General features: G+C 64.4%; 17 protein-coding genes. 7 read left to right on the plus strand and 10 right to left on the minus strand.

Annotated features, from left to right (window positions below):
* Positions 1–41: 41 nt before the first annotated feature.
* From F7R26_RS09010 to F7R26_RS09025, 4 genes are all read right to left on the minus strand, one after another.
* Positions 42–1,781, minus strand: coding sequence for a GMC family oxidoreductase (locus F7R26_RS09010; RefSeq protein WP_150990170.1), 1,740 nt, complete (start codon positions 1,779–1,781; stop codon positions 42–44).
* A 35-nt stretch (positions 1,782–1,816) separates the two neighbouring features.
* Positions 1,817–2,779 carry a tripartite tricarboxylate transporter substrate binding protein gene (locus F7R26_RS09015; protein WP_150990173.1) on the minus strand — a complete coding sequence of 321 codons (963 nt, stop codon included), beginning with the start codon at positions 2,777–2,779 and terminating at the stop codon, positions 1,817–1,819.
* A gap of 69 nt (positions 2,780–2,848) precedes the next feature.
* Positions 2,849–3,442 (minus strand): UbiX family flavin prenyltransferase, encoded by a 594-nt coding sequence (locus F7R26_RS09020; RefSeq protein WP_150990176.1) that lies wholly within the window; start codon positions 3,440–3,442, stop codon positions 2,849–2,851.
* A gap of 4 nt (positions 3,443–3,446) precedes the next feature.
* On the minus strand, positions 3,447–4,940 hold the full coding sequence (locus F7R26_RS09025) for a UbiD family decarboxylase (protein ID WP_150990179.1): 1,494 nt from the start codon (positions 4,938–4,940) through the stop codon (positions 3,447–3,449).
* A 341-nt stretch (positions 4,941–5,281) separates the two neighbouring features.
* Here F7R26_RS09025 and F7R26_RS09030 point away from each other — a divergent pair, with 341 nt between their 5' ends.
* Both F7R26_RS09030 and F7R26_RS09035 read left to right on the plus strand, forming a co-directional pair.
* Positions 5,282–6,226 carry a LysR family transcriptional regulator gene (locus F7R26_RS09030; RefSeq protein WP_150990182.1) on the plus strand — a complete coding sequence of 315 codons (945 nt, stop codon included), beginning with the start codon at positions 5,282–5,284 and terminating at the stop codon, positions 6,224–6,226.
* Positions 6,223–7,725 (plus strand): aldehyde dehydrogenase family protein, encoded by a 1,503-nt coding sequence (locus tag F7R26_RS09035; protein WP_150990185.1) that lies wholly within the window; start codon positions 6,223–6,225, stop codon positions 7,723–7,725. The genes F7R26_RS09030 and F7R26_RS09035 overlap by 4 nt, the downstream gene beginning before the upstream one ends.
* 97 nt (positions 7,726–7,822) lie before the next feature.
* On the opposite strand, the gene F7R26_RS09040 is transcribed toward F7R26_RS09035, so the two are convergent.
* Complete coding sequence (locus tag F7R26_RS09040; protein ID WP_150990188.1) at positions 7,823–8,866, minus strand: DNA-binding protein; 1,044 nt, start codon at positions 8,864–8,866, stop codon at positions 7,823–7,825.
* Between the two features lie 141 nt (positions 8,867–9,007).
* On the opposite strand from F7R26_RS09040, the gene F7R26_RS09045 reads away from it, so the two are divergent.
* The 3 genes from F7R26_RS09045 (at position 9,008) to F7R26_RS09055 (ending at position 12,540) form a co-directional block, all read left to right on the plus strand.
* Positions 9,008–10,207 (plus strand): tyrosine-type recombinase/integrase, encoded by a 1,200-nt coding sequence (locus F7R26_RS09045; RefSeq protein WP_150990191.1) that lies wholly within the window; start codon positions 9,008–9,010, stop codon positions 10,205–10,207.
* 444 nt (positions 10,208–10,651) lie between these two features.
* A complete protein-coding gene (locus F7R26_RS09050) occupies positions 10,652–11,917 on the plus strand; it encodes a M20 family metallopeptidase (protein ID WP_150990193.1) in 1,266 nt (421 codons plus the stop codon).
* A complete protein-coding gene (locus F7R26_RS09055) occupies positions 11,914–12,540 on the plus strand; it encodes a trimeric intracellular cation channel family protein (RefSeq protein ID WP_193692144.1) in 627 nt (208 codons plus the stop codon). The genes F7R26_RS09050 and F7R26_RS09055 overlap by 4 nt, the downstream gene beginning before the upstream one ends.
* A 170-nt stretch (positions 12,541–12,710) precedes the next feature.
* Here F7R26_RS09055 and F7R26_RS09060 read toward each other — a convergent pair whose 3' ends face one another.
* The 4 genes from F7R26_RS09060 to F7R26_RS09075 all read right to left on the minus strand — a co-directional run bounded on the left by F7R26_RS09060 (position 12,711) and on the right by F7R26_RS09075 (position 18,294).
* Complete coding sequence (locus F7R26_RS09060) at positions 12,711–13,835, minus strand: Fic family protein (protein WP_150990200.1); 1,125 nt, start codon at positions 13,833–13,835, stop codon at positions 12,711–12,713.
* Between the two features lie 479 nt (positions 13,836–14,314).
* Positions 14,315–16,276 carry an RNA polymerase sigma factor RpoD gene (gene rpoD / locus F7R26_RS09065; protein WP_150990202.1) on the minus strand — a complete coding sequence of 654 codons (1,962 nt, stop codon included), beginning with the start codon at positions 16,274–16,276 and terminating at the stop codon, positions 14,315–14,317.
* Positions 16,277–16,643: 367 nt separating this feature from the next.
* Entirely contained in the window at positions 16,644–17,942 is a 1,299-nt protein-coding gene (locus F7R26_RS09070) for a type II toxin-antitoxin system HipA family toxin (protein WP_241754471.1), read from the minus strand.
* A 16-nt stretch (positions 17,943–17,958) separates the two neighbouring features.
* Positions 17,959–18,294, minus strand: a complete 336-nt coding sequence (locus F7R26_RS09075) for a helix-turn-helix domain-containing protein (RefSeq protein ID WP_150990205.1) — start codon at positions 18,292–18,294, stop codon at positions 17,959–17,961.
* Between the two features lie 221 nt (positions 18,295–18,515).
* On the opposite strand from F7R26_RS09075, the gene F7R26_RS09080 reads away from it, so the two are divergent.
* Positions 18,516–19,301, plus strand: a complete 786-nt coding sequence (locus F7R26_RS09080; protein WP_206702507.1) for a TatD family hydrolase — start codon at positions 18,516–18,518, stop codon at positions 19,299–19,301.
* 182 nt (positions 19,302–19,483) lie between these two features.
* A complete protein-coding gene (gene speG / locus F7R26_RS09085) occupies positions 19,484–20,026 on the plus strand; it encodes a spermidine N1-acetyltransferase (RefSeq protein ID WP_150990208.1) in 543 nt (180 codons plus the stop codon).
* A gap of 24 nt (positions 20,027–20,050) precedes the next feature.
* On the opposite strand, the gene F7R26_RS09090 is transcribed toward speG, so the two are convergent.
* On the minus strand, positions 20,051–21,904 hold the full coding sequence (locus F7R26_RS09090; protein ID WP_150990210.1) for a flavin monoamine oxidase family protein: 1,854 nt from the start codon (positions 21,902–21,904) through the stop codon (positions 20,051–20,053).
* Positions 21,905–21,916: the final 12 nt, after the last annotated feature.

Here is a 21,916-nt window from a genome sequence, read left to right on the forward strand (position 1 = left end):
CGTGCAGCTTCGTTCTTCAGCGTGGATTTGCGCTGCGGTCTTCAACCCGGATGGGCAACTTCGCTCGATGCCGGCCGGACTGCGCGGCGCTCGGCCTGCATGGTGTCGGCAATCTTTTCCGCGAGCATGATGGTGGGGATGTTGGTATTGGCCGTCGGCAGCCGCGGCATCAGAGAGGCGTCTACGACGCGCAGCCTGCCAACATCGTGAACGCGGCCCGCCGCATCCGTCACCGCGCTCCGGTCCGCATGCGCGCCCATCCGGCAAGTGCCGCTGGCATGCCAGACCCCGAAGACGCTCTGACGCACGAAGCCCTCCAGCGCGGACTCATCCGCCAGCAGGCTGGCCAGGTTTGCCCCGCCCGTGACAAAGCGCGCGATCAGGCTTCTGCGCAGCGGCCCCGAGACATCAAGCACTGCCCCCAGCAACTCTGTGAGCAACGCATTGCCGCGGCTCACGCGGCTCAGCGCCTTGACGCGCGGCGAAAACGTAGCGGGGAAGAAATCACCCGGATGCTGATGCAAGGCCGACGCACCCACGATCTGCACCAACTTGCGTACGCCGGCCACCATGCGCCGCAGATCCCGCTCGTCGTCGAGCAGGTTGAGCTCCACCACGGGCGGCATATCCGGCTGGGCTCCCGCAAGGCGAACCTGCCCGCGCGAGAATGGCCGATTGCACCACAGGAAGAAGAGGCCGAGCCGATTACCGAGTGCATGCCAGCCCGCCCGCGTGGAACTGGACAGGTACATGTCCGACGCCTCGCCGCCTGGCACCTCCGATGAGAAGCGCGCCGCCGTCATGCTGGCGCGCCGGCGCGAGAGCGGCATGCGGTACTGGGGCGCGAGGAACTGGCAGAACGTCAGCGCCGGATGATCCTGGAGATTGCGGCCAACGCCGGGCCGGTCGGCTACGACCTCGATGCCGAGGGCCTGCAGCGCGCCAGCGTCGCCGATCCCCGCGCGCATCAGGATGGCGGGCGACTGCAAGGCGCCCGCGGACACGATGACCTCCCCGGCGTCCAGCGCCAGCCGCGACCCATCGGCCCGGATGGCGATCACCCCACGCGCTTCCCGGCCGGATACGACGAGCTTGCGCACCGTTGTCTCGGCATAGATCCGCAGATTGACCCGCCGGCGCGTATCCGCGTCGAGATAGGCGATGGCGGTCGAAACCCGTTTGTCATCCAGGTTCGAGAAGGCGGCCGGAAACCAGCCATCGCCGAACTCCGCGTTCTGGTCGGCCAGCTCGGACAGGCCGCTGCGGCCCATCGCTTGCGCAAACTCCGTGCAGAACGGCGGCCAAGCCTGCGGCAGGATGCGGCGGATCGGCACCGGTCCGTGGCTGCCGTGCAGCGGGCTGTTGCCGTAATCCACATCGCGCTCAAGGCGGCGGAAGTACGGCAGCACATCCTGCCACGACCAGCCGGACGCGCCCAACGCGGCCCACTCATCGTAGTCGCGCGGCAGCCCGCGGTTTGCGGCCTGCACGTTGATGCTGGAGCCGCCGCCCATGACGCGCCCCTGCTCGTAGACCTTGGACCTGCCCCCTGCCACGGCGCGGGCTTGCAGCGATGGCCAGATATACCGGTCACCGTAGAACAAGGGCATCGGATAGCTGTCGAGGATCTCCGCCGGCACAGCGTCCGGCGGCGTATCGATGCCCCCCTCGATCAGCGCGACGCGGATGGCCGGGTCCTGCGACAGGCGATTGGCCAGTACGCAACCGGCGGACCCGCCGCCAACAATCACGTAGTCGAAACGCTCCCTCGGCGTATCCATGCGGCCTCCCCTTGTCAATAGGCGTCGTTGCTTCGTCATTGCAAGGGGATGGCCGCGTCATGTACCACCTGCTTCCACTTCGCCATTTCCTTGCCGATAAACGCAGAGAAGTCGGCAGGGCTGCCGCCGTCGGGACGCACGCCCTGCTCGTGGAAGAGCTTGCGCACATCCGCCGTGCGCAGCGCGTCGTTGATCTGCGCGTTCAGCTTTTGCACAATCTCCGGGGGCGTGCCGGCCGGCGCGACAATGCCGTGCCAGGATGACGCGTCGTAGCCGGGCAGGCCGCTCTCGGCCATGGTGGGCACCGTGGCAAGCGACGCAAAGCGGCTCCGGTCGGCGACGGCAAGTGCGCGTACCTTGCCGGACCTCACGAAAGGCAACACATGGGGCAACGCGTCGAAGGCCACTTCGACCTGCCCGCCGGCCAGATCGGTCAGCATGGGCGTGCTGCCCTTGTAGGGAACCTGGGCGAGCGTGATGCCGGCACTGCGCTCGAACAACGCCATGGCAAGGTGGTTGGACGAGCCGCTGCCCGACGAGCCGTAGTTGATCTTGCCGGGCGTGCCCTTGGCGGATTTGACAAGATCGTCCACGGAGCGTATCGGCGATCCGTTGGTCACCACAAGGGTCATCGGCGACTCGCCTGCCAGGATGACCGGCGTGAAGTCCTTGAGGGTGTCGTACGGCAGCGACTTATAGAGCCAGGGATTGGCACCGAAGGGGAACTGCACCACCAGCAGCGTGTAGCCATCGGGCGCGGCCTTGGCCACGAACGAGGTGCCGATGATGGTGCCCGCGCCGGGCTTGTTGTCCACCACCACGGGCTGGCCCCAGGCTGCGGTGAGCCTGCTGCCGACGATGCGGGCCAGCGTGTCGTTGAAGCCGCCGGGCGGGTACGGCACCACGATGCGGATCGGCTTGGTGGGATAGCCTTGCGCATGGGCAAGCCCCGTGAGCAACAGCAAAGCGAGCCCGGCATGGGCGAGCCAAGTTTTCATGTCTGTCTCCTGCCTGTTCAGCATTCAAAGTCCGGCCGGGATCAGCGCCCCGGTCCGCAGCGCCGGCCGTCAGCCGGCAAAGTCGTGAGCGAGGCCCGACCAGCGGCTGACCAGCGTGTCGTGCTCGATCTGGAACAGGTCCAGGATGCGGCCCACGGTGTGATTGACCACATCCTCGATGCTGGTCGGATGCGAGTAGAAGGCGGGCACGGGCGGCATCACGATCGCGCCCATCTCGGTGGCGTGCAGCATGTTGCGCAGGTGCGCGAGGTTCAGCGGGGTTTCGCGCGCCACCAGCACCAGGCGCCGCCGCTCCTTGAGCACCACGTCCGCGGCGCGGGTCAGCAGGTTGTCGGAAAACCCGTTGGCCACCGACGCTAGTGTCTTCATCGAGCACGGCGCGACCACCATGCCCTCGGTCACGAAAGAGCCGCTGGCCACCGCTGCGCCAATATCGCGCACGTTATGCACTACGTCGGCAAGTGCCTCGAGTTCGCTGCGCTTGATGCCGAGTTCCTGGGTCGCGGTGAGCATGCCGGACGCCGACACGATGAGGTGCGACTCGACGCCGTCCAGGTTGCGCATCGCCTTGAGGAGATTGACGCCGATGGCCGCGCCGCTGGCGCCGGATATACCGACAATGATGCGTCTCTGGCTGACCATGGCATCAAGCTCCTTCGCCGAGATACGATTCCCAGTGCGATGGGTCGACCGACACCAGCGCCTGCAAATCGATGGTTGACTCGCCGGGAATCCGCACGCGGGTGAACACATGCGCCGCGTACTTGACCGGGCGGGTCGCGTCCAGCCCCATCTTGGCGCAGATGCCTTGCAGGTGCGGCTCGGGATTGTCGATGCCGGCGAGGTTGGCGGCGACGGTCGTGGAGGGGTCGAGCACCGAGCCCTGCGCCCCGGCGATCACCACCAGGTCCTGGTCTGCCTGGAAGCGGGTCGCGACGGCCCATTCCACCTCGGCCGGGTCGTGGACGTCGACATCGGTATCCACCACGACCACCTGCTTGATGTCGTAGTGCGCGCCAAACGCCGCGAGAATGACGTTCTTCGCTTCGCCCTCGCGCTTCTTGTCGAGCTTTACGTACAAGTGGTACCGGCATACGCCGCCCACCGACAGATGCACATCCTGCACCCCGGGATGGCTGCGCTGCAGATGCGCCAGCAAGGTCGCCTCGCGCGGAATCGCCCCGAGCAGCAGGTGCTCCATCTCCGCCGGCACGATGGTGTGATAGATCGGGCGATGACGGTGCGTGACGGCGTCGACCTGGATGACCTCGCGCGGCTCGGCGCTGCTGTAGTACTTGGGAAATTCGCCAAAGGGCCCTTCCATCTCGCGCTCGCCGGGCAGAAGCCGGCCCTCGATCACGATCTCGGCATTGGCCGGCACACGCACATCGCTGGTGCGGCACTTGATCACTTCCAGCGGCGCACCGTGCAATGCCCCGGCGATCTCCAACTCGTCATGGTCGATAGGCGTGATGGCCTGCGAAGCCAGCATGGTGAGCGGATCGACACCGATGACAATGGCAATCGGCAGCGCCTCGCCACATTCCTCCGCCGCACGGTAGAACGCATCGAGATGCCGCGGCAGCATCAGGATGGCCATGCGATCCGCGGCATGCACCTGGATGCGGTGGATCGATACGTTCTGCACGCCGGTGCGCGGGTTGCGCGCGATGGCCAGGCCTGCAGTGATATAGGGGCCGTTGTCATGCTCGCTGTGGGTCGGGATGGGCAACAGCTTGCGCAGGTCCACCTTGTCCAGGTGGATGACCTGCTGGCATGCGGCCTCGCCCTGGGCCACCTCGCTCACCGGCAAGGGCTGCGCGGCGGCGCTGCGCACGCGCTCGAGCAAGCCGGCCTCGGGCACGCCCATCGCCTCGGCGATCCACGCGCGGCGCGACATGAACCCGCTCACGACCGGAACGGCGTGGCCGCCAGGCCGGCGGAAGAACGCCGCGCGCTCGCCATCGAGCCGCTTGGCGACGGCTGCGAGGGTGTGCTCTAGTGCCACCGGCTCGTCGATTGCAGCCAGCCGGTCCGTGTTGCCGAGGTGGCGCAGCCAGCTGCGCAGGGTCAGCGGCCCTTCGGGCAATGGCGCGGCTTGCGACGCGCTGTTCGTCTTTTCGGCGGGTTGCCTGGACATGGCGTGACTCCTGGGTCGTCAGTGTGCGGCCCAGGCCAGACTGGCCCCGCCGCACGCAATGTGAGGCAAGCCTAGTCAGGAAGATACATCAGGTCTAATACTGTTTATTGATCCGAAATATCATAGTTGTTGATATACGTGTTTGACCCGATGACAGGCGACAGGCGCTGAACGCTAATAGAGACCTTGGGAGCGATCTCGCTTTACAGGCTGCGCCCGGTGGATTTTGCACCTCAGTCCGATTGCCGGCGCTGGCAACCGACGCCTTTGAGATCACCGATTTATATTTGCTGATTTCTAAGTATCATTTTTAATGATAAAAAATGGGGCAACTCGGGCATATGGATTTAAAGCAGATCCAGTACTTCATCGCGCTCTTCGAGGACGGATCAGTCACTCGGGCCGCCAAGCGGCTGCATATCGTGCAGCCCGCGCTGAGCATGCAGATCGCCAGGCTGGAAGAAGAGCTGAATCAAAAACTGTTCGAGCGCGGCGCGCATGGCATGTCGCCGACCGCCGCGGGCCGCCAGATGTATCGGCTGTTCCTGCCCATCATGCGCGACATCACGTATGCGCGCGAACAACTGGTGCAACGGGACGAGGTCGTCTCCGGAAACATCACGATCGGACTGATCGCCTCCATTGCCGAGGGCGCTCTCGCCGAAGCACTGACCAGCTTTCGAATGCGCTATCCCCAGGTCGAGGTGACCGTGGCCGACGGCTACAGCACCACGCTGATCGACTGGGTAGCGGGCGGCCAGCTGGACGTGGCCATTATCAACAAGCCGCGCGCTCAGTTGTCACTCGACTCCCGGCCGCTGCTCGATGAAGAAATGGTGCTGGCAACGAGCGCGGCCCACGGCCTGGACCTGCCCGGCTCGGTCCAGCTAGCCAGCCTCCCCGCGGTGGAACTGGTGCTGCCCACCAAACGCCACGGCCTGCGCGGCGTGCTCGACAGCGCGGCGCACCAGTTGGACATGATGCTCACGCCCAAGTACGAGATCGACGCGCTCGGCACCATCGTCAAGCTTGTTGCATCAACCAACATGGCCACGATCCTGCCGCGCATCGCTGTGCAGCGCGCGGTGGACCGGGGCACATTGCGCGTGCACGCCATCCTGGCACCACGGCTAATCCGGCACATCGTGCGCATCAGCCACCCCCGCCGCCCCTTGAGCACAGCGGCCGAGGCGCTGGTCAGCATCATTGCCAGCGAGATCCAGCGTACGTCGGACGCGGCAACACCCGCCGGCGGCCAAGACCTAAACAAGGAGAGGATGGAATGAACGCGCAACACTGGATTGCCGGCGCCTGGACCGGCGAGCCTTCCGCCGATAGCCTCAACCCGGCCGACGGGACCCTGATCGGGCAGTTCGCGGACGGCGGCACCTGGCAAGCCGAAGCCGCCATCGCCGCCGCGCGCCATGTCTTCGAGCGCACCACCTGGGGCCAGGATGCCCGCCTGCGCCAGGACGTGCTTCTAGCCTGGGCTGGTGCGCTCGAGGCAGAGCGAGAGCGCCTGGCCAGCCTGCTCACCGCGGAAAACGGCAAGCCGGTCGCACAAGCCCGAGGCGAGGTCGGCGCCGCAATTTCAGAGGTCCGCTATTACGCCGGGCTGGCGCGGCACATCCCGGGTCACGTGCTGGAGCCCGAGCCAGGCACGATATCGACCATCCTGCGCGAGCCAGCCGGCGTCGCTGCCATCATCGTCCCCTGGAACGCACCGGCGGTGCTGCTCGTGCGCTCCCTCGCGCCAGCGCTTGCCGCGGGCTGCACGGCAGTGGTCAAATCGGCAGCGCAAACCACGCTGTTTACAGCCGCCATGCTGCGCTTGTTCGAGCGCACGGCCCTGCCGGCCGGCGCCGTCAATCTGGTCTGCGAAACGGGCTATGCGGCAGCGGACCACCTGGTGCGTTCGCGCGACGTGGACGTCGTGAGCTTCACAGGATCGACCGCAACCGGCAAGAAGATCATGATCGCCGCTGCGGACAGCGTGAAAAAACTCTCGCTGGAACTCGGCGGGAAATCATGCTGCCTGGTGTTCGACGACGTCGACGCGCAAGCGGTCGCGAAGCGGCTTGCGCTTGCCGCCACCGTCATCTCGGGCCAGCAATGCACGGCCGCGCGGCGAGTGCTGGTGCACGAAGCCATCGCGCCACAGATGCGCCGGCACCTGACCGAGGCCCTCGCCGCGCTGCGCCTCGGGCCCGGCATCGAGCCCGACACCCAAATCGGCCCGCTCATCGACCACCCGACGCGCGCGATGGTGAGCGCGCAAGTCGAGCGCGCCTGCGACGAGGCGGACACGGTCCTGCTGCGCGGCACGATGCCGGGCGGCGCGCTAGCGCGCGGCGCCTTCCTCAGCCCCACACTAGTGGAACACAGCGACCCCGGTGCCTTCTTCTGCCAGGAGGAGATCTTCGGGCCGTTCGTCACATTCGAGACCTTCGCGACCGAAGACGAGGCGCTAGCCAAGGCCAACAACACCGTCTTCGGCCTGTCCGCCAGCGTCTGGACGCACCACGGCGAACGCGCCATACGCCTCGCGCGGGCGCTGCGCAACGGCACGGTCTGGGTCAACGACCACAACCGCCTGTTCGCCGAAGCGGAGACGGGCGGCTATCGGCAAAGCGGCCTTGGACGGCTCCACGGTTATGACGCCCTCGCGGACTTCACCGAGTTGAAGCACATCTGCATCCAGGCGGGCCTGCCGGAAGGGATGGCGCAGGCGGGCTGCAAGCTCAGTGGGGTAGCAGCGCGCGAGCGGATGGGAGTTTCCGTCTAGCACCGACCCCGACGCCACCAAACGGCCGGACCCGCCAGGCAACGACGTAGGTTTATCCCGTGGCGCGGCGGACAAATCCTGCTGCCGCCCACGCCCTTCAGGCCGGGCCCGCCTTGAACTTCAGTTTGGTCTTGGTCGCTGGCACCTGGCGCCGGGTCGTTGCCAGGCGGCGCGACGCGGTGGCTTCGGCTTGTGCGCGCTCGGCCTGCCGCAGCGCCGCTTCCAGTTCGGCCCGCAGCCCTTCTTGTGCCGCCAGCCCAAGTCCGAGCGCCTGCTCGGCCGCCGCCAGTTGCCGGCTAAGCGTATCGCGCTCTGCCTGCAGTCGCACCCGCACCTCCGCGGCAGCCACGGCGGCGTCTTGCGCCCTCGCCTGCATGGCCGCCAGCTCGGTGCGCAGCTCCGCGGCCGCCTGCTCGGCCTTTTGCCGCAGCGTGCGCTCCTGGTCGATTTCGCGCAGCGCGCGGCGCTCGGTGGCGCTGGCGCGCTCCTGTGCCACCACCACCTGCTCGCGGGTGCGCTCCAAGTCTGCCGAGAACTGCGTGTGCATCTCGCCCAGTTGCCGCTCCAGCGCCTCGACCTGGCGCTTGCTCTCGTCGTGACGCGCCTGCGCTGCGGCGTGGGACTGGCGCTCGGCCTCCAGCTCCCCCTGCACCGCCGCGCGCGCTTGCTGGGCAGCGTCGAGCCCGGCTTGCAAGACCGCTGCCTCCCGCTCGGCCACCACCACCGCGGCCCGCGCCTGGTCGCGCTGCGCTTGCGCCTCGCTCGCCTGTAGTCGCGCCTCCGCCCGCAAGGCGGCCAATTCGCCGCTAGCGGCCTCATTGGCAGCCTGCCAGATCGACTGCACGGCATCGGCCGCGATCACCTTGAGCGCGTCCGGCAGCTCGGGGTGCGCGATGGTCACGTGCATCTTATTGCGCAGGTCTTGCCAGAACTGCGCCAGCACCTCGGTCGGCGTGCCCATGCTGCCCTTGCGCACCAGCCCGTAGAGCTTATTGGCGGTGGGCGTGATGCCATAGCGGAAGAACAGCAGTCCGCACACCTCTCGATAGAGAGCACGTGTTTCCGGGAAGCGTTCGCGCAGCTGGACGATGTCAGCCTGCAGGCTTTGCTCGTTTGCCGTGGTTTCCGGGCTAGCGGTCATGGGTTTTGGAGAAGATCCGACATTTTTTGAATATTACTACGTAATACGTAATTTTTCATGAATCAACACACAATCTTTAGACATAATTGTTGTTCTGTCTATAATTGTGCACACTTTGCGAACGCGACTCACGCCTCACCCATGGAATCCTGCCAGCTGCCCCTCGCTACCCTGCCAGCCACCCCGATCGAGCGCTTGCGCCTGCCCGCCGAGCTATCCGGGGCCGCAGGCACCAACCGGGCGCGCGGCGGCACCCCGCAGATCTCGGCCGCGGAGGATTTGGCCGCGGTGACGGCCTGGCTGGCGCGCTATGCCGACACGCCCACCACCCTGCAGACCTATCGGCGCGAGGTAGAGCGGCTACTGCTATGGGCCGTGATGCAGCATGGCAAGCCGCTGTCGTCGCTGACTCACGAGGATTTACTGGTGTACGAGCGTTTCCTGGCCGACCCGCAGCCAGCCTGGCGCTGGGTGATGGCGTCGCGCAAGAAGCTGGCGCGTGGTGCGCCCGAGTGGCGGCCGTTTGCCGGGCCGCTCTCCCCGGTCAGCGTGCGGCACACCATGGTGATCCTCAATGGCTTGTTCGCCTGGCTGGTCGACGCGGGCTACCTGGCCGGCAACCCACTGTCGCTGGCGCGCAGCCGGCGCAGCCTGCCCAAGCCGCGCATTACCCGCTACCTGAGCCACGACATGTGGCAAGCGGTCAAGGACGCCACCGATGCCATGCCGGTCGAGACCGAGCGTGACCGCTTGCACGCGGCGCGTTGCCGTTGGCTGCTGACCGTGCTGTATCTCGGTGGCTTGCGTGCCGCGGAAGTGGCCAGCACGCGCATGGGGGCGTTTTTTTGCCGGCGCGACAGCCAGGGCATGGAGCGGTGGTGGATGGAGGTGACGGGCAAGGGCAACAAGACGCGGCTAGTGCCGGCCACCGATGAGTTGATGGTGGAGCTGGCGCGTTACCGCAACGCCAACGGCCTGCCGCCTGCGCCAAGCCCCGGCGAGGATCGCCCCATCGTGCTGCCCGTGATCGGGCGCGAGCGCGCCCTGTCGCGTGGCGCGCTGCATCTGGTGCTCAAGGAGATCTTCGCGCTGGCGGCAGAGCAGTTGCGCGCGCGCGGACCCGAATGGGCAAGCCGTGCCGAGGTGCTGGCCAGCGCCTCGGCACACTGGCTGCGGCATACGGCAGGGTCGCATATGACGGACCAGCAGGTGGACCTGCGCTTCGTGCGGGACAACTTCGGACATGCGTCCATCGCCACGACCAGCGCATACCTGCATACGGAAGACGATGCGCGGCATGCGGCCACGCAGGATCGGCACCGTATTGGGTGGAAGCGTTAGGACTAGCAACCCCTTTCCCTGCCAGCGAGCCGATCGCGCCGGGGCTAGCACGGCCGGCACAGCGCTCTCGATCCCTGGGTGATTGGAGAGTCTGCGCAAGCAAAGCAACTTCTGGAAGCCTGGCGCGAACTCAGTACATAGGCACCGCTAGCATGGCCTCAAGTTGCTGCCAGGTCGCCGCTTTCTGTTCGGGCTAACCTTTTTGCGCAATTCGTGACTTCCTGAAGTGACATTTGCGAGGGCGGCGATAGCACACGCGCACACGCGCAGGTAGTGCGAGCCCGGATGCCACACGCCTATCTGATAGCGACGACGCATCATCCCAAATCACGGATAGGCGCATTGAGTCCTATACTGCAACCTCATCTGTCTCCAGCTGCGAAACGGGATGACGATTGCGCGATCGCGTAAGGCATCCTACATATTCACAATCCGGAGGTTGCCATGAATCCGCTCGTCCAAGCCCTGACTACCTGCGGCGCAGAGCTGCTGGCGGAACTCGAAACGATCTACAAGGATATCCACCAGCACCCAGAACTGTCGATGCAGGAGGTTCGCACCGCCAAGCTCGCGGCCGATTACATCGAAACGTTGGGCTACGAGGTGACGCGCGCGGTGGGCGTCACAGGCGTCGTTGGCGTGTTGCGCAATGGCGAAGGCCCTACCGTGATGTTGCGTGCCGACATGGATGCACTACCCATGGCGGAGAATACCGGCTTGCCCTATGCCAGTACCGTCAAGGCAAAAGATGAAGAGGGTGTGGAGGTAGGCGTGGCCCACTCCTGCGGGCACGACCTGCACGTGACCTGGTTGATGGGGGCGTCGCGCATTTTTGCAGAGCATCGCGACGCCTGGAAAGGCACTGTCATGCTCGTGTTCCAGCCGGGCGAGGAAGTGGGCCGGGGTGCAGCGAGCATGGTTCAGGATTGGGGGGAGGGGCGCTTCCCAAAGCCAGACATTATCTTGGGGCAGCACGTGATGGTAGGACTGAGTGGAACAGTCTGCTACCGCCCAGGTGTCATCCTGTCAGCCGGTGACAGCTTGAAGATCAAGCTATTCGGTCGCGGGTCACATGGCTCACAACCGCAGACCGCCATCGATCCGGTGATCATGGCTGCTGCCACCACATTGCGCCTGCAAACCATCGTTTCGCGTGAAATTTCGCCGCTGGACAATGCAGTGTTGACCATTGGCTCGCTGCAGGCCGGCACCAAGGAAAACATCATTCCCGACGACGCCACGATCAAGCTCAATATGCGCACCTTCGACGAAGATGTGCGCGAGTACATGCTGTCGTCCGTCAAACGCATTTGCTGCGCCGAGTGCGATGCCTCCAATGCCGAGCGGGCGCCCGAGTTCACCACGCTCAGCAGTTACCCGCTAACCGTAAACGACGATGCCTCGACCCAGAAGATCGCGGCAGCCTTCGATGCGCAGTTTGGCGACCAGGCCTATGAGACGGCTCCGGCGTCGGCCAGCGAAGACTTCAGCATCTTCGGGCGTACGTGGAATGTGCCATATGTTTTCTGGTTCGTCGGCGGTACCGACCCCAGTGTGTATGCACAGGCCAAGAGGGAAAAGCAGATCAATAAGATACCGAGCAATCATTCGCCCAAGTTCGCACCAGTCATCCACCCGACGCTCGAAACGGGGCTGCAGGCAATGCTGACGGCAGCGTCTGCCTGGCTTTGCAATCAGCAAGCGGCATGATGGAGCACAGTCTCTTTGTCTTGGTCGACCTGTTCGGTACCTTCGCTTTTGCTGTCAGCGGTGCTCTTGCCGCTGAACAGAAGCGCCTCGATCTGTTCGGTGTCGTCGCGATTAGCTATATGACGGCCTGTGGCGGAGGAATCGTTCGGGATCTCTGCCTGGGCTCGCTGCCGCCGGTGGGCATTTCAGATTGGCGGTATCTCGCGACCTCGGCGTTTGCCTCGGCAATGGCTCTCTGGGCGCGACCACTCGTTGACCACCTCAAGCATCCTGTCGTTTTTTTCGACTCGCTTGGACTGGGCTTCTTTGCGGTCGTTGGCGCACACAAGGCACTGCTGCTTGGCCACAACATCGAGGTTGCCATCGTGCTCGGCATGGTGACTGCTGTCGGCGGAGGCGTGGCGAGGGATGTGGTGCTCAATCGCGTACCGATCATCCTGCAGAAGGAAATCTATGCGCTCGCCGCACTGGTTGGCGCAGCCATACAAGTGCTTGGACAATTCCTGGAATGGAGGGTAGCAGTCACGCCTTGGTTTGCGGCGTCGATCTGCTTCGCAATCCGCCTGCTTGCCCTGCGCTATTCCTGGAGCCTACCTGTTGCCCAAAAGACGGATGCGGCGTAGCAGCTGCCTGGGGCATGCCTGTGATATAGACCATGGCATTTGCCCTCCCCGTTCTTTGGCCACGCCCTTGCGGTGAACGAAGCCCCTCTTTGTCTCCTCCCGATCGTGTTGGCAAGAGTCCATGAAGGTGCCGCTCCACCCACGAGCCATGTCATTTCCCGCACGCGGGCCTACTCGGATAGATCGTTCAACTCATAGCTGGTGCTGCGCCCGCCTGCATCCGATTTCCGCAGTACGCCACGTGCGAGCAGATCAGTGATGTCGCGCAGCGCGGTGTCTGGCGAGCATTTGGCGATCGCCGCCCACTTCGAGCTGGTGAGCTTGCCGTCGAAGCCATCGAGCAGTCGGTTGAGCAGTTTCACCTGCCGCTCGTTCAATGCCGTAGGCGCCCAGCGCTGCCAGAACCGCGTCTTGATCAGCACAGCATCAAGGGTGTGGTGCGCCTGCTCAAGGGCGCGATGCAGCGTATCAAGGAACCAGGTCAGCCACTCGGTGACATCCATCGACCGCTTCTGGGTCCGCTCCAGGATATCGTAGTAGGCCTTGCGCTCCCGCTGGATCTGCGCCGACAGGCTGTAGAAACGCTGCGGGCTGCCATCGGCGCGCGCCAGCAGCAGGTCGCCGATCGCACGGGCGATACGGCCGTTGCCGTCGTCAAACGGATGCAAGGTGACGAGCCACAAATGGCCGAGGCCTGCCTTGAGCAGAGGTGGATCGTTCGATGCACCGTTGGCCCAGTCGAGAAACCGGCTTGTTTCGGCTTCCAGGCGATTGGCTGGCGGCGCTTCGAAATGCACACGTTGTCGGCCGATGGGGCCGGACACCACCTGCATCGGCCCGCCGGTGTCGTCACGCCAGCCTCCGACCTTGATCCGGGCAAGGCCGGAGTAGCCGGTGGGAAACAACGCGGCATGCCAGCCGAACAATCGCTCGCGGGTGACCGGTGCCTGACAATTGGCGGTCGCGTCGAGCACCATTTCAACCACGCCTTCGACGTGACGATCGACCGGGGCCAGTGCGCCGATATCCACGCCGAGGCGGCGGGCGATGGACGAGCGCACGGATGCGACGCTGAGCTGTTCGCCCTCGATCTCGCTGGTCTTGACCACGTCTTCGGTGAGCGCCGCTAGACTCGCCTGATCGCGCAGAGCCATGCCGACATCGGCCAGGCGCCCCATCAGCAGTCCTTGGGCGCGGCTAACCTCGGCCATCTGCCCTGCCAGGGCAGCCAGATCGTAGTGCCAGCTTGGCCAGTCACCAGCCTGCCAGATGTATGTGTAATCACCGCTTTCCATGCGGAGATTATGATCTGCTTTCTCCGCAGGCGCAAATTATTCACCGCTCCTGGTGCGGTGATAGACCCTGATATTGACCGCAGGGAGGCAAAGCTGGCGGGGAGACTAGCGCTGGCACGATACGGGCGCATGCCCTGCACGCACATGGTCGCTGGAGCACTGATGGATGGAGGTAACGGGCAGAGCCAAGGCCGGCGACCGCGTGACGTTTGAACAGGGCAAGGACAAGAGACCAGGCTGCACTTCCTTGCACTGTGCGGCGGCTTGCCGCGCAGCACCTGCTGCACCACAAGAATCGGAAGCAGGCGTTCCAGCTGGTTTTCCAGCGCACCGTTGCCTTGAACCTTGGCGCCCTCATCATGTGGAAGACGTATTTGCCTGGCTGAAACTACAAAGGGGGTTACGGCTTTTAACTTTGCCGTAACCCCCTTCGCCTTGCCTTCGCCTGGCGCGCCTGCGCGCCAGGGCCGCAACCCTGCTTAGCCTTCCTTCAGGAACGCCTTCAGATGGTCCGCGCGGCTGGGATGGCGCATCTTCTTCATTGCCTTGCTTTCAATCTGGCGAATCCGTTCGCGGGTCACATCGAACTGCTTGCCGACTTCTTCCAGCGTGTAGTCGGTCGACATGTCGATGCCAAAACGCATGCGCAGCACCTTGGCCTCGCGCGGTGTCAGGTCGTCGAGCATTTCGCGCACGGTGGCGCGCAGGCTAGCATGCAACGCAGCTTCGGCGGGGGACGCGGTGTCGGAGTCGGCAATCATGTCGCCCAGGCTCGTGTCGCCGTCTTCGCCAACCGGCGTTTCCATCGAAACCGGTTCCTTCGCGATCTTCATGATCGAGCGGACCTTCTCTTCGGGCATCTCCATGCGCTCGGCCAGGGCGGCGGGATCCGCAGCCTTGCCAGTGCGCTGCATGATTTCGCGCGAGATCCGGTTGAGCTTGTTGATGGTCTCGATCATGTGCACCGGCACCCGGATGGTCCGGGCCTGGTCGGCGATCGCGCGCGTCACGGCCTGGCGAACCCACCAGGTTGCATAGGTGGAGAATTTCCAGCCGCGACGGTACTCGAACTTGTCGACCGCCTTCATCAAGCCAATGTTGCCTTCCTGAATCAGGTCCAGGAACTGCATACCGCGGTTCACGTACTTCTTGGCGATCGAGATGACCAGGCGCAGGTTGGCCTGCGTCATCTCGTGCTTGGCCTGGCGCATCTGGCGCTCGGCTGCCAGCATCTGGCGATTCACCAGCTTCAGTTCAGACAGCGGCAGCACCACGCGGGCGTGGATGTCGATCAGCTTTTGCTGATGCGCTTCGAGGTCCGGCAAGCTGCGGGAAACGGAGTCGCTGTACGAACGCGACTCGCCGGCGATCGCGCGGCCCCAGGCGAGATTGGTTTCGTTGCCCGGGAAGCGTTCGATGAACTCCTCACGGGGCATGCCGCAACGCTCGACCATCAGTTGCAGGATCTGGCGCTCGACCACGCGCACTTCTTCCACCACCGTCTGCACATCGGCGCACAGGCGCTCGATGGTCTTTGCGGTAAAGCGGATCGACTTGAGTTCCTCCCGAACCGCGAGCTGTGCCACGAGGAAGCCTTCGGACTCCACGCCGTGCGCGGTGTAGGCCTTGCGCATGGCTTCGAAATGATTGGCGACGCGAGCGAATCGGGTCAGGCAATCGTCACGCAGCTTGGCCAGGCTGGCGGTTTCGTTGGCTTGCGCGGCCGCACCTTCGTCGACGGGCTCGTCCGAGGCACTCTCATCCTCGGCGACGACTTCGTCGCGGCTGGTGTCATCCTCGGCTTCGGCGACTTCGCCTTCCCCTTCGATCAGGCCGTCGACGAGCTCATCGATACGCGTTTCGTCGCGGGCGACCCGCTCCGACAGTTCAAGAATCGTCGCAATGGTGGACGGGCAGGCAGCGATGGCGTGCACCATGCGGTTCAGGCCGTCCTCGATGCGCTTGGCGATCTCGACTTCCTGCTTGCGGGTCAGCAGCGTTGCCGAGCTCATTTCCCGCATGTACATCCGCACCGGATCGGTGGTGCGGCCGAATTCCGAGTCGACCGTCGAGAGCGCGACTTCCGCCTCTTCATCGGCCTGGTCGTCAGATGCGGCGACCGCGCTGTCGCGCAGCAGCAGCGCTTCGGCATCCGGCGTCTGCTCATAGATCGTCACGCCCATTTCGGCGAACGTGCTGACGATGCTTTCCATCGCCGCGGTGTCCGTGAAATTGCCCTGCAAATGGTCGCTGATGTCCGCGTGCGTCAGGTAGCCTCGCTCCCTGCCCAGCTGGATCAGCGCGCGCAGTTGCTGGCTGCGTTCCGTTGCTTCGGTTGCGGGATCAGCTTGAGTCGTGGACGCCGCACCCCTGCCGACAGGCTTCTTGCCGGTCAATGCTGTCTTCGTTTCTGCCACCGTCCGTTGTGCGCCACTCGCCATTAACTGCTGCTCCCTTGCTGAATTACTGCTTAACTGTTGCTGTTGCCCCATACGAGGGTACACCCAACGCACCTTTGGCTGTCAAAGCCGTCACAGGATGGATACCTGTCGAGCGATGCATGGCTGACGCCACCACTACCGGGTTCTTCCAGTATGGTGGTCCGCGCTCGTTTAGGCCAAAGGGCGATATTCTACATTCGTTGGTGCGACGCAGCACGTGCTAAAAATTTTTTACCGCCTCGCCGAGGCCCTTCGACCCCTCTTAAATTTGCATTGCCGTGTCACTCCATGCTAGGCAATAGCCCCCTTTTCACGCACAAAACGGGCGAATTGCCCACAATATGTGACGCAAAGATTTCATATGAGCTCATCGGGCCTTGTGACCGAAAGCACCGTCAGGATTTACATACAGATTTGTTTTTTTCTTGCCAGCCAGGCTACCGGGCCCGGAAAGGCCGGCTTCCTCTCTTAATGGGGCGGGCGCCGACTTCCCCGGCCGTGCATCCGGCTTGATGTCCTCCAGCCCTTGCGCCCATGCCGCCAGCATCCGCTTGGCGATTTCCCGGAATTCCGGGTAGCGGCCAGCGCAGTCGGCCACCATCGGCAGCACTTTTCGAACCGCCTCGGTCACCTGCGCCACGCACGCCGCCATGTCGGTCCGGGACAGCGACAAGCGGGCACCACCGTATTGCGTCAACCACTGCCCGGATGCCCAGGTCCGCTTGCCGGCCAATGGCAGCCCCGGAATATCTGCCTGGTACTCGGGGTAGGCCGTCACCGTGACAATGTCGTAAACCGGCGCCAGCCGCACGTCCTCTACGGAGGTATAGACCACCGCGAAGTTTTTCAAGTGCGCGTCTGCATTGCGCAGCGCATAGTTCACGAGCAACAGCGCAAACAGCCGCCTTGCGCTGTCCTTGCGATGCGGGGCACTGACGTAAATCGACGACAGTTTGGCCAGGTCCTCGAGGCTGCCCTTGTACTTATTGACGGGATCCAGCCCCTTGAGTGCGCAGAAATCTTCGACCGCCAGGCGGCCCCCGTTGGCCAGCCGATCGAAACGCCGGATGGCCAGCACCTGCCCATCCTCCGAGAGCTGTGTCTCGGGGACCTCCAGCCCGGCATGCCGCGCGACCTCCAGGCACAGGAATTCATTGACAGACAGGCCGGGCAAGTCGGCCGGGCCGGTTTTCAGGATGAACTCGTCGGTCCAGACCGTGGCTTTGTCCTCTGGCCTGGCAAGCATCTTCGGCATGACGCCAGAGACACCTTCGGTAATGCCGGCTTCCAGCTGCCGCAACAGGTTGTCCCGTGAGCCTGTTGCGGCAAGCAGGCTCACCATGTCCAGGTTGGAGGCGGGGGCGTCCACCGATACGCCACGGGGCACCACCCTGACCCTGCCGATCCCGTTCGCGCCGGTCAGAGCCAGCAGGCCCTGGTCGCTCACATCGGCATGGGCGCCAAGTTTTCGGCGCACCAGGTCTTTTTTGTACCCCTCGGGCAGGTTCATCTGAAAAAAAGGCAGCAATCCGGCAGCCCATTTATATGATTCTGCCCGCGCTGGGAGCAAGAGTGAGACGAGGTTGTGCGCCTGCACGTCTGGCAGGTAGGTGAAAACGCTCGCGCGCGCCTCTTCGACCAGCGTGCCCACTGGCGTGGCATTCACGTAGACGTCCAGTACCTTAGCGCTCATCCGCCCTCCCCGTGGCTGCCTGGGGCTTGTGATGCGCGTGCCTGACCCGCCGGCGGAGGTCTCCCGCAGCGGCATTGCCTGCTTCGGACTCTGCCAGCACGTCGTCAAGGGTCCTTCGGTGGCCGGCAGGCCGTGCGAGCAGCTCTAGCCCGACGGCTTCAAACAGGCTCAGCATTTTCACGGCGCCCAGCTCCGGCAAGCCGCCGGTCTCGAACCGGCTGATCCGCGCACGCGGCACCCCGCTGGAGTCCGCGACTTCCTGCTGGGTTTTGTTGGCAAGAAGCCTGGCGTGCTTGAAGGCCTCCCCCAGTTCGGCGAGATTCATGTGCCACCTATAAAACATTAAGGCCTGAAATGCATTTAATGTACTGTATATGAAATAGAAGAATGGATCAAGATAATGTGCCGTAGATAGAACAATAATTTCCATTTACCTTATAAAGTTCTATATATGGAACATTAAGAATGCCTGCACGGGCACGATATCCAAGAGGTTAGACTGCATACCTGCCGAACCACCAGCCACCCCATCCCTTAGCCAGAGACATGCACCTGATCGACATTGGCGTGAACTTCCACTCCTCTCAGATTGCCCCGCACATCGCCGTGATCCTGGAGCGGGCCACGGCAGCGGGCGTGGTCGGCATCCTTGCCACCGGCACCTCGCTGGAATCAAGCCGAAAGGCACGCGACCTGGCCAGCCGGCATCCCCATTTCCTCTTTGCCACGGCCGGCATTCACCCGCACAGCGCCAAGGACTGGTCACCAACGGCCCTGCAGTCCCTCCAGGCGCTTTGGGAGAGCCCTGACGTGGTGGCGATCGGGGAATGCGGGCTGGACTACAACCGCAACTTCTCTACGCCAGCCGACCAGCGCCAGGCCTTCGAGGCACAGCTCGAGGCGGCGGTGCGCTGGAAGAAGCCACTGTTCCTCCATTGCCGGGACGCCTTCGACGACTTCTACGCCATGGTCGCACCCGCCGTGCGCGCGGGCGCCCATGGCGTGGTGCACTGCTTCACCGGCGCAGCCGATGAAGCAGCCGCTTTCGTCGCGCTAGGCCTGGACATCGGCATCACCGGCTGGGTCACTGATATCAAGCGCGGCCAGGCGCTGCGGGAGGCCGTGCAAGCCATCCCGCTCGAGCACCTGCACCTGGAGACGGACGCGCCCTATCTCGGCCCGAAAAACCACAAGAACCGGCGGCCATACAACGAGCCCGCCAATCTTCCCTGGATCGCGCAAGCGGTTGCCGAGTTGAAGGGACTGAGCATGCGCGAAGTGGCGGAACAGTGCACCCGCAACAGCCGCCGCCTGTTTGGCATTCCGGCCTGATCCGCTGCGCCCCACGCCAGTCACGTCAAGCTTTGCGCCTGAACGTGCCCGCATTGCACTGGAACCCGCCCATAGCCGGGCGAGTCCAAAAGGCCTTCGCCCGGCCAGTCTTGTTTCTCCAACCGATTTACGGTGGCTTGGGCCGACCCATCAATCGAAGAACAATCAAGAAAGGCCCACCGATGGTGACCGAAACCGGCCAAAACCTGCTCCTGCGCCCGCTGGAGCGCAGCCATCTGCATTTCGTCCACAGCCTCAACAACGACGCCAAGATCATGCGTTACTGGTTCGAGGAGCCGTACGAGACCTTCACCGAGCTGTCGCAGCTATACGACCGCCACGTGCACGACCAGCGCGAGCGCCGCTTTATCTGCGAGAACCTGGAAGGTGAGGCCGTCGGCCTGGTCGAGCTGATGGAGTTGAACCATATCCACCGGCGCGGCGAGTTCCAGATCATCGTGGCACCCGCCAGCCAGGGCCGCGGCTATGCCAGCACGGCCACACGGCTTGCCATGGACTACGCTTTCATGGTGCTGAACCTGCACAAGCTGTTCCTGATCGTGGACGTGCAGAACGAAAAGGCGATCCACATCTACGAGAAATGCGGCTTCCAGCGCGAGGGCGAGCTGCGGGAAGAATTCTTCAGCTATGGCGCGTATCACAACGCATTGCGCATGTGCGCCTTCCAGCGCGACTACCTCGCGTCGCGTCCACGGCAGCGCTGAACCACCGCAGCCGCGCTTCCCGCATCAGCCAGCCAGCTCGCCCACCGCCCTCCACGCCTGATCAATGGCGGACGTCAACGACGGGCTGCCCGCGCTATCGCTATTGGCGATCACCACGTTGCCAGCGCGGGCGCGCGAGCGATCCAGCACGGCCTGCGCCGCCGCCTCTTCCTCGAACAAGCTGTTGGGCATATAGCTGTAACCGTGCGCCCAGCGGTTGACGGTGATGCCCCGGATGACGTCCTTGCCGGCAAAGCCACCTGGCGCCAGCATGCGATCGAGCTGGCTGCGCACGCCCTTCTCCAGCTCGCTGAACGGCGTACCCAGCAAGAAGGCGCGCCCCGCGCGAAAGCGCTCGCGCGCCTGCATGCCGCTGTCCGGCACGGTGGGCACATAAAGCATGTGCAGCACCACCGGATCGGCCGGACGCGCGCCGGCTGGCTTCTCCAGCCACAGGTCGGTGTAGGCCATGGCCGGCGCATGGATGCGGCTGGTCTTGAGCGCCTCGAAGGCACGCCAGTTGTCCAGTGCCACCTTGGTGTAGACCACGGGCGCCTTCACGTCGGAGCGCAAAGCTTGCTTTTGTGCGTCCGGCAGGCCGGGCATGATGAACGGAATCATCATGTTGTAGCCCGCCAGCACCACATGCGCGGCTTCGACCCGGTGCAGGTTCCCGTTCCAGCCGTAGGTCACGCGTGTGATGCGCTGGTCGGGCTCGATGGCGATGGCGGTGCTGTTCAGCCGCACCCGCACCTTTGCATCCTCGGCGTCGAGCCGGCTGTAGTCGAAGCTAGCCGCGCCGACGGCATCGGGGCTGGCGATGCTTGCCACGCCCGGGATCAGGTTCTGCACCAGCAGCCGCGCCAGCGTGGCGTTGCCGTCGGCAAACCAGAGCTTTGACGCGGGCGATTTGCCAAGGCGCGGATTCAGGCTCGGCGGTGGCATGTTCTTGCCCGCCGGCAGGCCGATGGCCAGCGCGTCGAACACGGATACGCCGTCGGCGTCGAGCGCATAGGCATCGTTGCTGCGACTGCGGAAAAAGCGCTGGCCATCCAGCCCCAGGCCGGCCTTCTCGCGCAGGAACGCTGCGTAGCTGGTGCGCTTCAGGTAGGCCAGCCGCTCGCTTTCGCTCATGCCGGCCAGGTAATCCGTGCTGCCGTCGGCCAGCCGCGCCAGCGCGGCGCGGTCTTGCTGGGGCAACGGCGCCTTGTCGAGGAAGGCGTTGAAGGCGGCGGCATCCACAGTCTGCGCAGCTATTCCCTGCGCAGCTATTCCATTACGGCCATCGATCAGCCCGGCAAACGGATCGCCGGCAAGCAACTGGTCCCGGCCGAAATGCTCCCGGTCAAAGAACACCGAGCGGCCCATGCCCAGTTCGCGGTAAGGGTCGCGTTCGGCGGCTTGATGGCGCTTCGCGTCTACACCGAGGCCGGCCAGCAGCGTGGCCACCGCGCGGCTGTCCAGCGCGGTCGATGGCATCTCGGCGCTGCCGCCGTACGTCACCAGCTTCTGCCCGCGCACGGTGAACTCGTTGCGCTTGGCGTGCCCGCCGAAATCGTCGTGGTTGTCCAGGATCAGGATGCGCTTGCCGGCGCCAAAGCGGCGTTGGTAGAACCACGCGGCCGCCAGCCCGCTGAGCCCGCCACCCACCACCACCAGGTCATAGACTTCGCGCGCCATGACGGCGGGGTACCTGGCGCCCTCACGCGCCAGGCTGTGCGCGAGCGTATAGGTGCCCGCATGGTTGCCGCGCAGCCCGGTCAGCGCGGGCGGGTAGCCGGCACTGCGTTCGGCGGCTTGCAATAGCTGGGACGGCGCCAGCCCCGCGGCAATGGTGAGTGCGGCGCCGTTGAGGAAATCTCTGCGCGTGATGGTCATGGCAATAGGATT

Origin of the sequence: Cupriavidus basilensis, from assembly GCF_008801925.2 — a bacterium.
GTDB classification, from domain to species: Bacteria; Pseudomonadota; Gammaproteobacteria; order Burkholderiales; family Burkholderiaceae; genus Cupriavidus; species Cupriavidus basilensis.

Excerpts from the sequence above, each read along its gene's own strand:
- F7R26_RS09010 (WP_150990170.1), bottom strand. The coding sequence starts at position 1,781 with ATGGATACGCCGAGGGAGCGTTTCGACTACGTGATTGTTGGCGGCGGG.
- F7R26_RS09015 (WP_150990173.1), bottom strand. The coding sequence starts at position 2,779 with ATGAAAACTTGGCTCGCCCATGCCGGGCTCGCTTTGCTGTTGCTCACG.
- F7R26_RS09020 (WP_150990176.1), bottom strand. The coding sequence starts at position 3,442 with ATGGTCAGCCAGAGACGCATCATTGTCGGTATATCCGGCGCCAGCGGC.
- F7R26_RS09025 (WP_150990179.1), bottom strand. The coding sequence starts at position 4,940 with ATGTCCAGGCAACCCGCCGAAAAGACGAACAGCGCGTCGCAAGCCGCG.
- F7R26_RS09030 (WP_150990182.1), top strand. The coding sequence starts at position 5,282 with ATGGATTTAAAGCAGATCCAGTACTTCATCGCGCTCTTCGAGGACGGA.
- F7R26_RS09035 (WP_150990185.1), top strand. The coding sequence starts at position 6,223 with ATGAACGCGCAACACTGGATTGCCGGCGCCTGGACCGGCGAGCCTTCC.
- F7R26_RS09040 (WP_150990188.1), bottom strand. The coding sequence starts at position 8,866 with ATGACCGCTAGCCCGGAAACCACGGCAAACGAGCAAAGCCTGCAGGCT.
- F7R26_RS09045 (WP_150990191.1), top strand. The coding sequence starts at position 9,008 with ATGGAATCCTGCCAGCTGCCCCTCGCTACCCTGCCAGCCACCCCGATC.
- F7R26_RS09050 (WP_150990193.1), top strand. The coding sequence starts at position 10,652 with ATGAATCCGCTCGTCCAAGCCCTGACTACCTGCGGCGCAGAGCTGCTG.
- F7R26_RS09055 (WP_193692144.1), top strand. The coding sequence starts at position 11,914 with ATGATGGAGCACAGTCTCTTTGTCTTGGTCGACCTGTTCGGTACCTTC.
- F7R26_RS09060 (WP_150990200.1), bottom strand. The coding sequence starts at position 13,835 with ATGGAAAGCGGTGATTACACATACATCTGGCAGGCTGGTGACTGGCCA.
- rpoD (WP_150990202.1), bottom strand. The coding sequence starts at position 16,276 with ATGGCGAGTGGCGCACAACGGACGGTGGCAGAAACGAAGACAGCATTG.
- F7R26_RS09075 (WP_150990205.1), bottom strand. The coding sequence starts at position 18,294 with ATGAATCTCGCCGAACTGGGGGAGGCCTTCAAGCACGCCAGGCTTCTT.
- F7R26_RS09080 (WP_206702507.1), top strand. The coding sequence starts at position 18,516 with ATGCACCTGATCGACATTGGCGTGAACTTCCACTCCTCTCAGATTGCC.
- speG (WP_150990208.1), top strand. The coding sequence starts at position 19,484 with ATGGTGACCGAAACCGGCCAAAACCTGCTCCTGCGCCCGCTGGAGCGC.
- F7R26_RS09090 (WP_150990210.1), bottom strand. The coding sequence starts at position 21,904 with ATGACCATCACGCGCAGAGATTTCCTCAACGGCGCCGCACTCACCATT.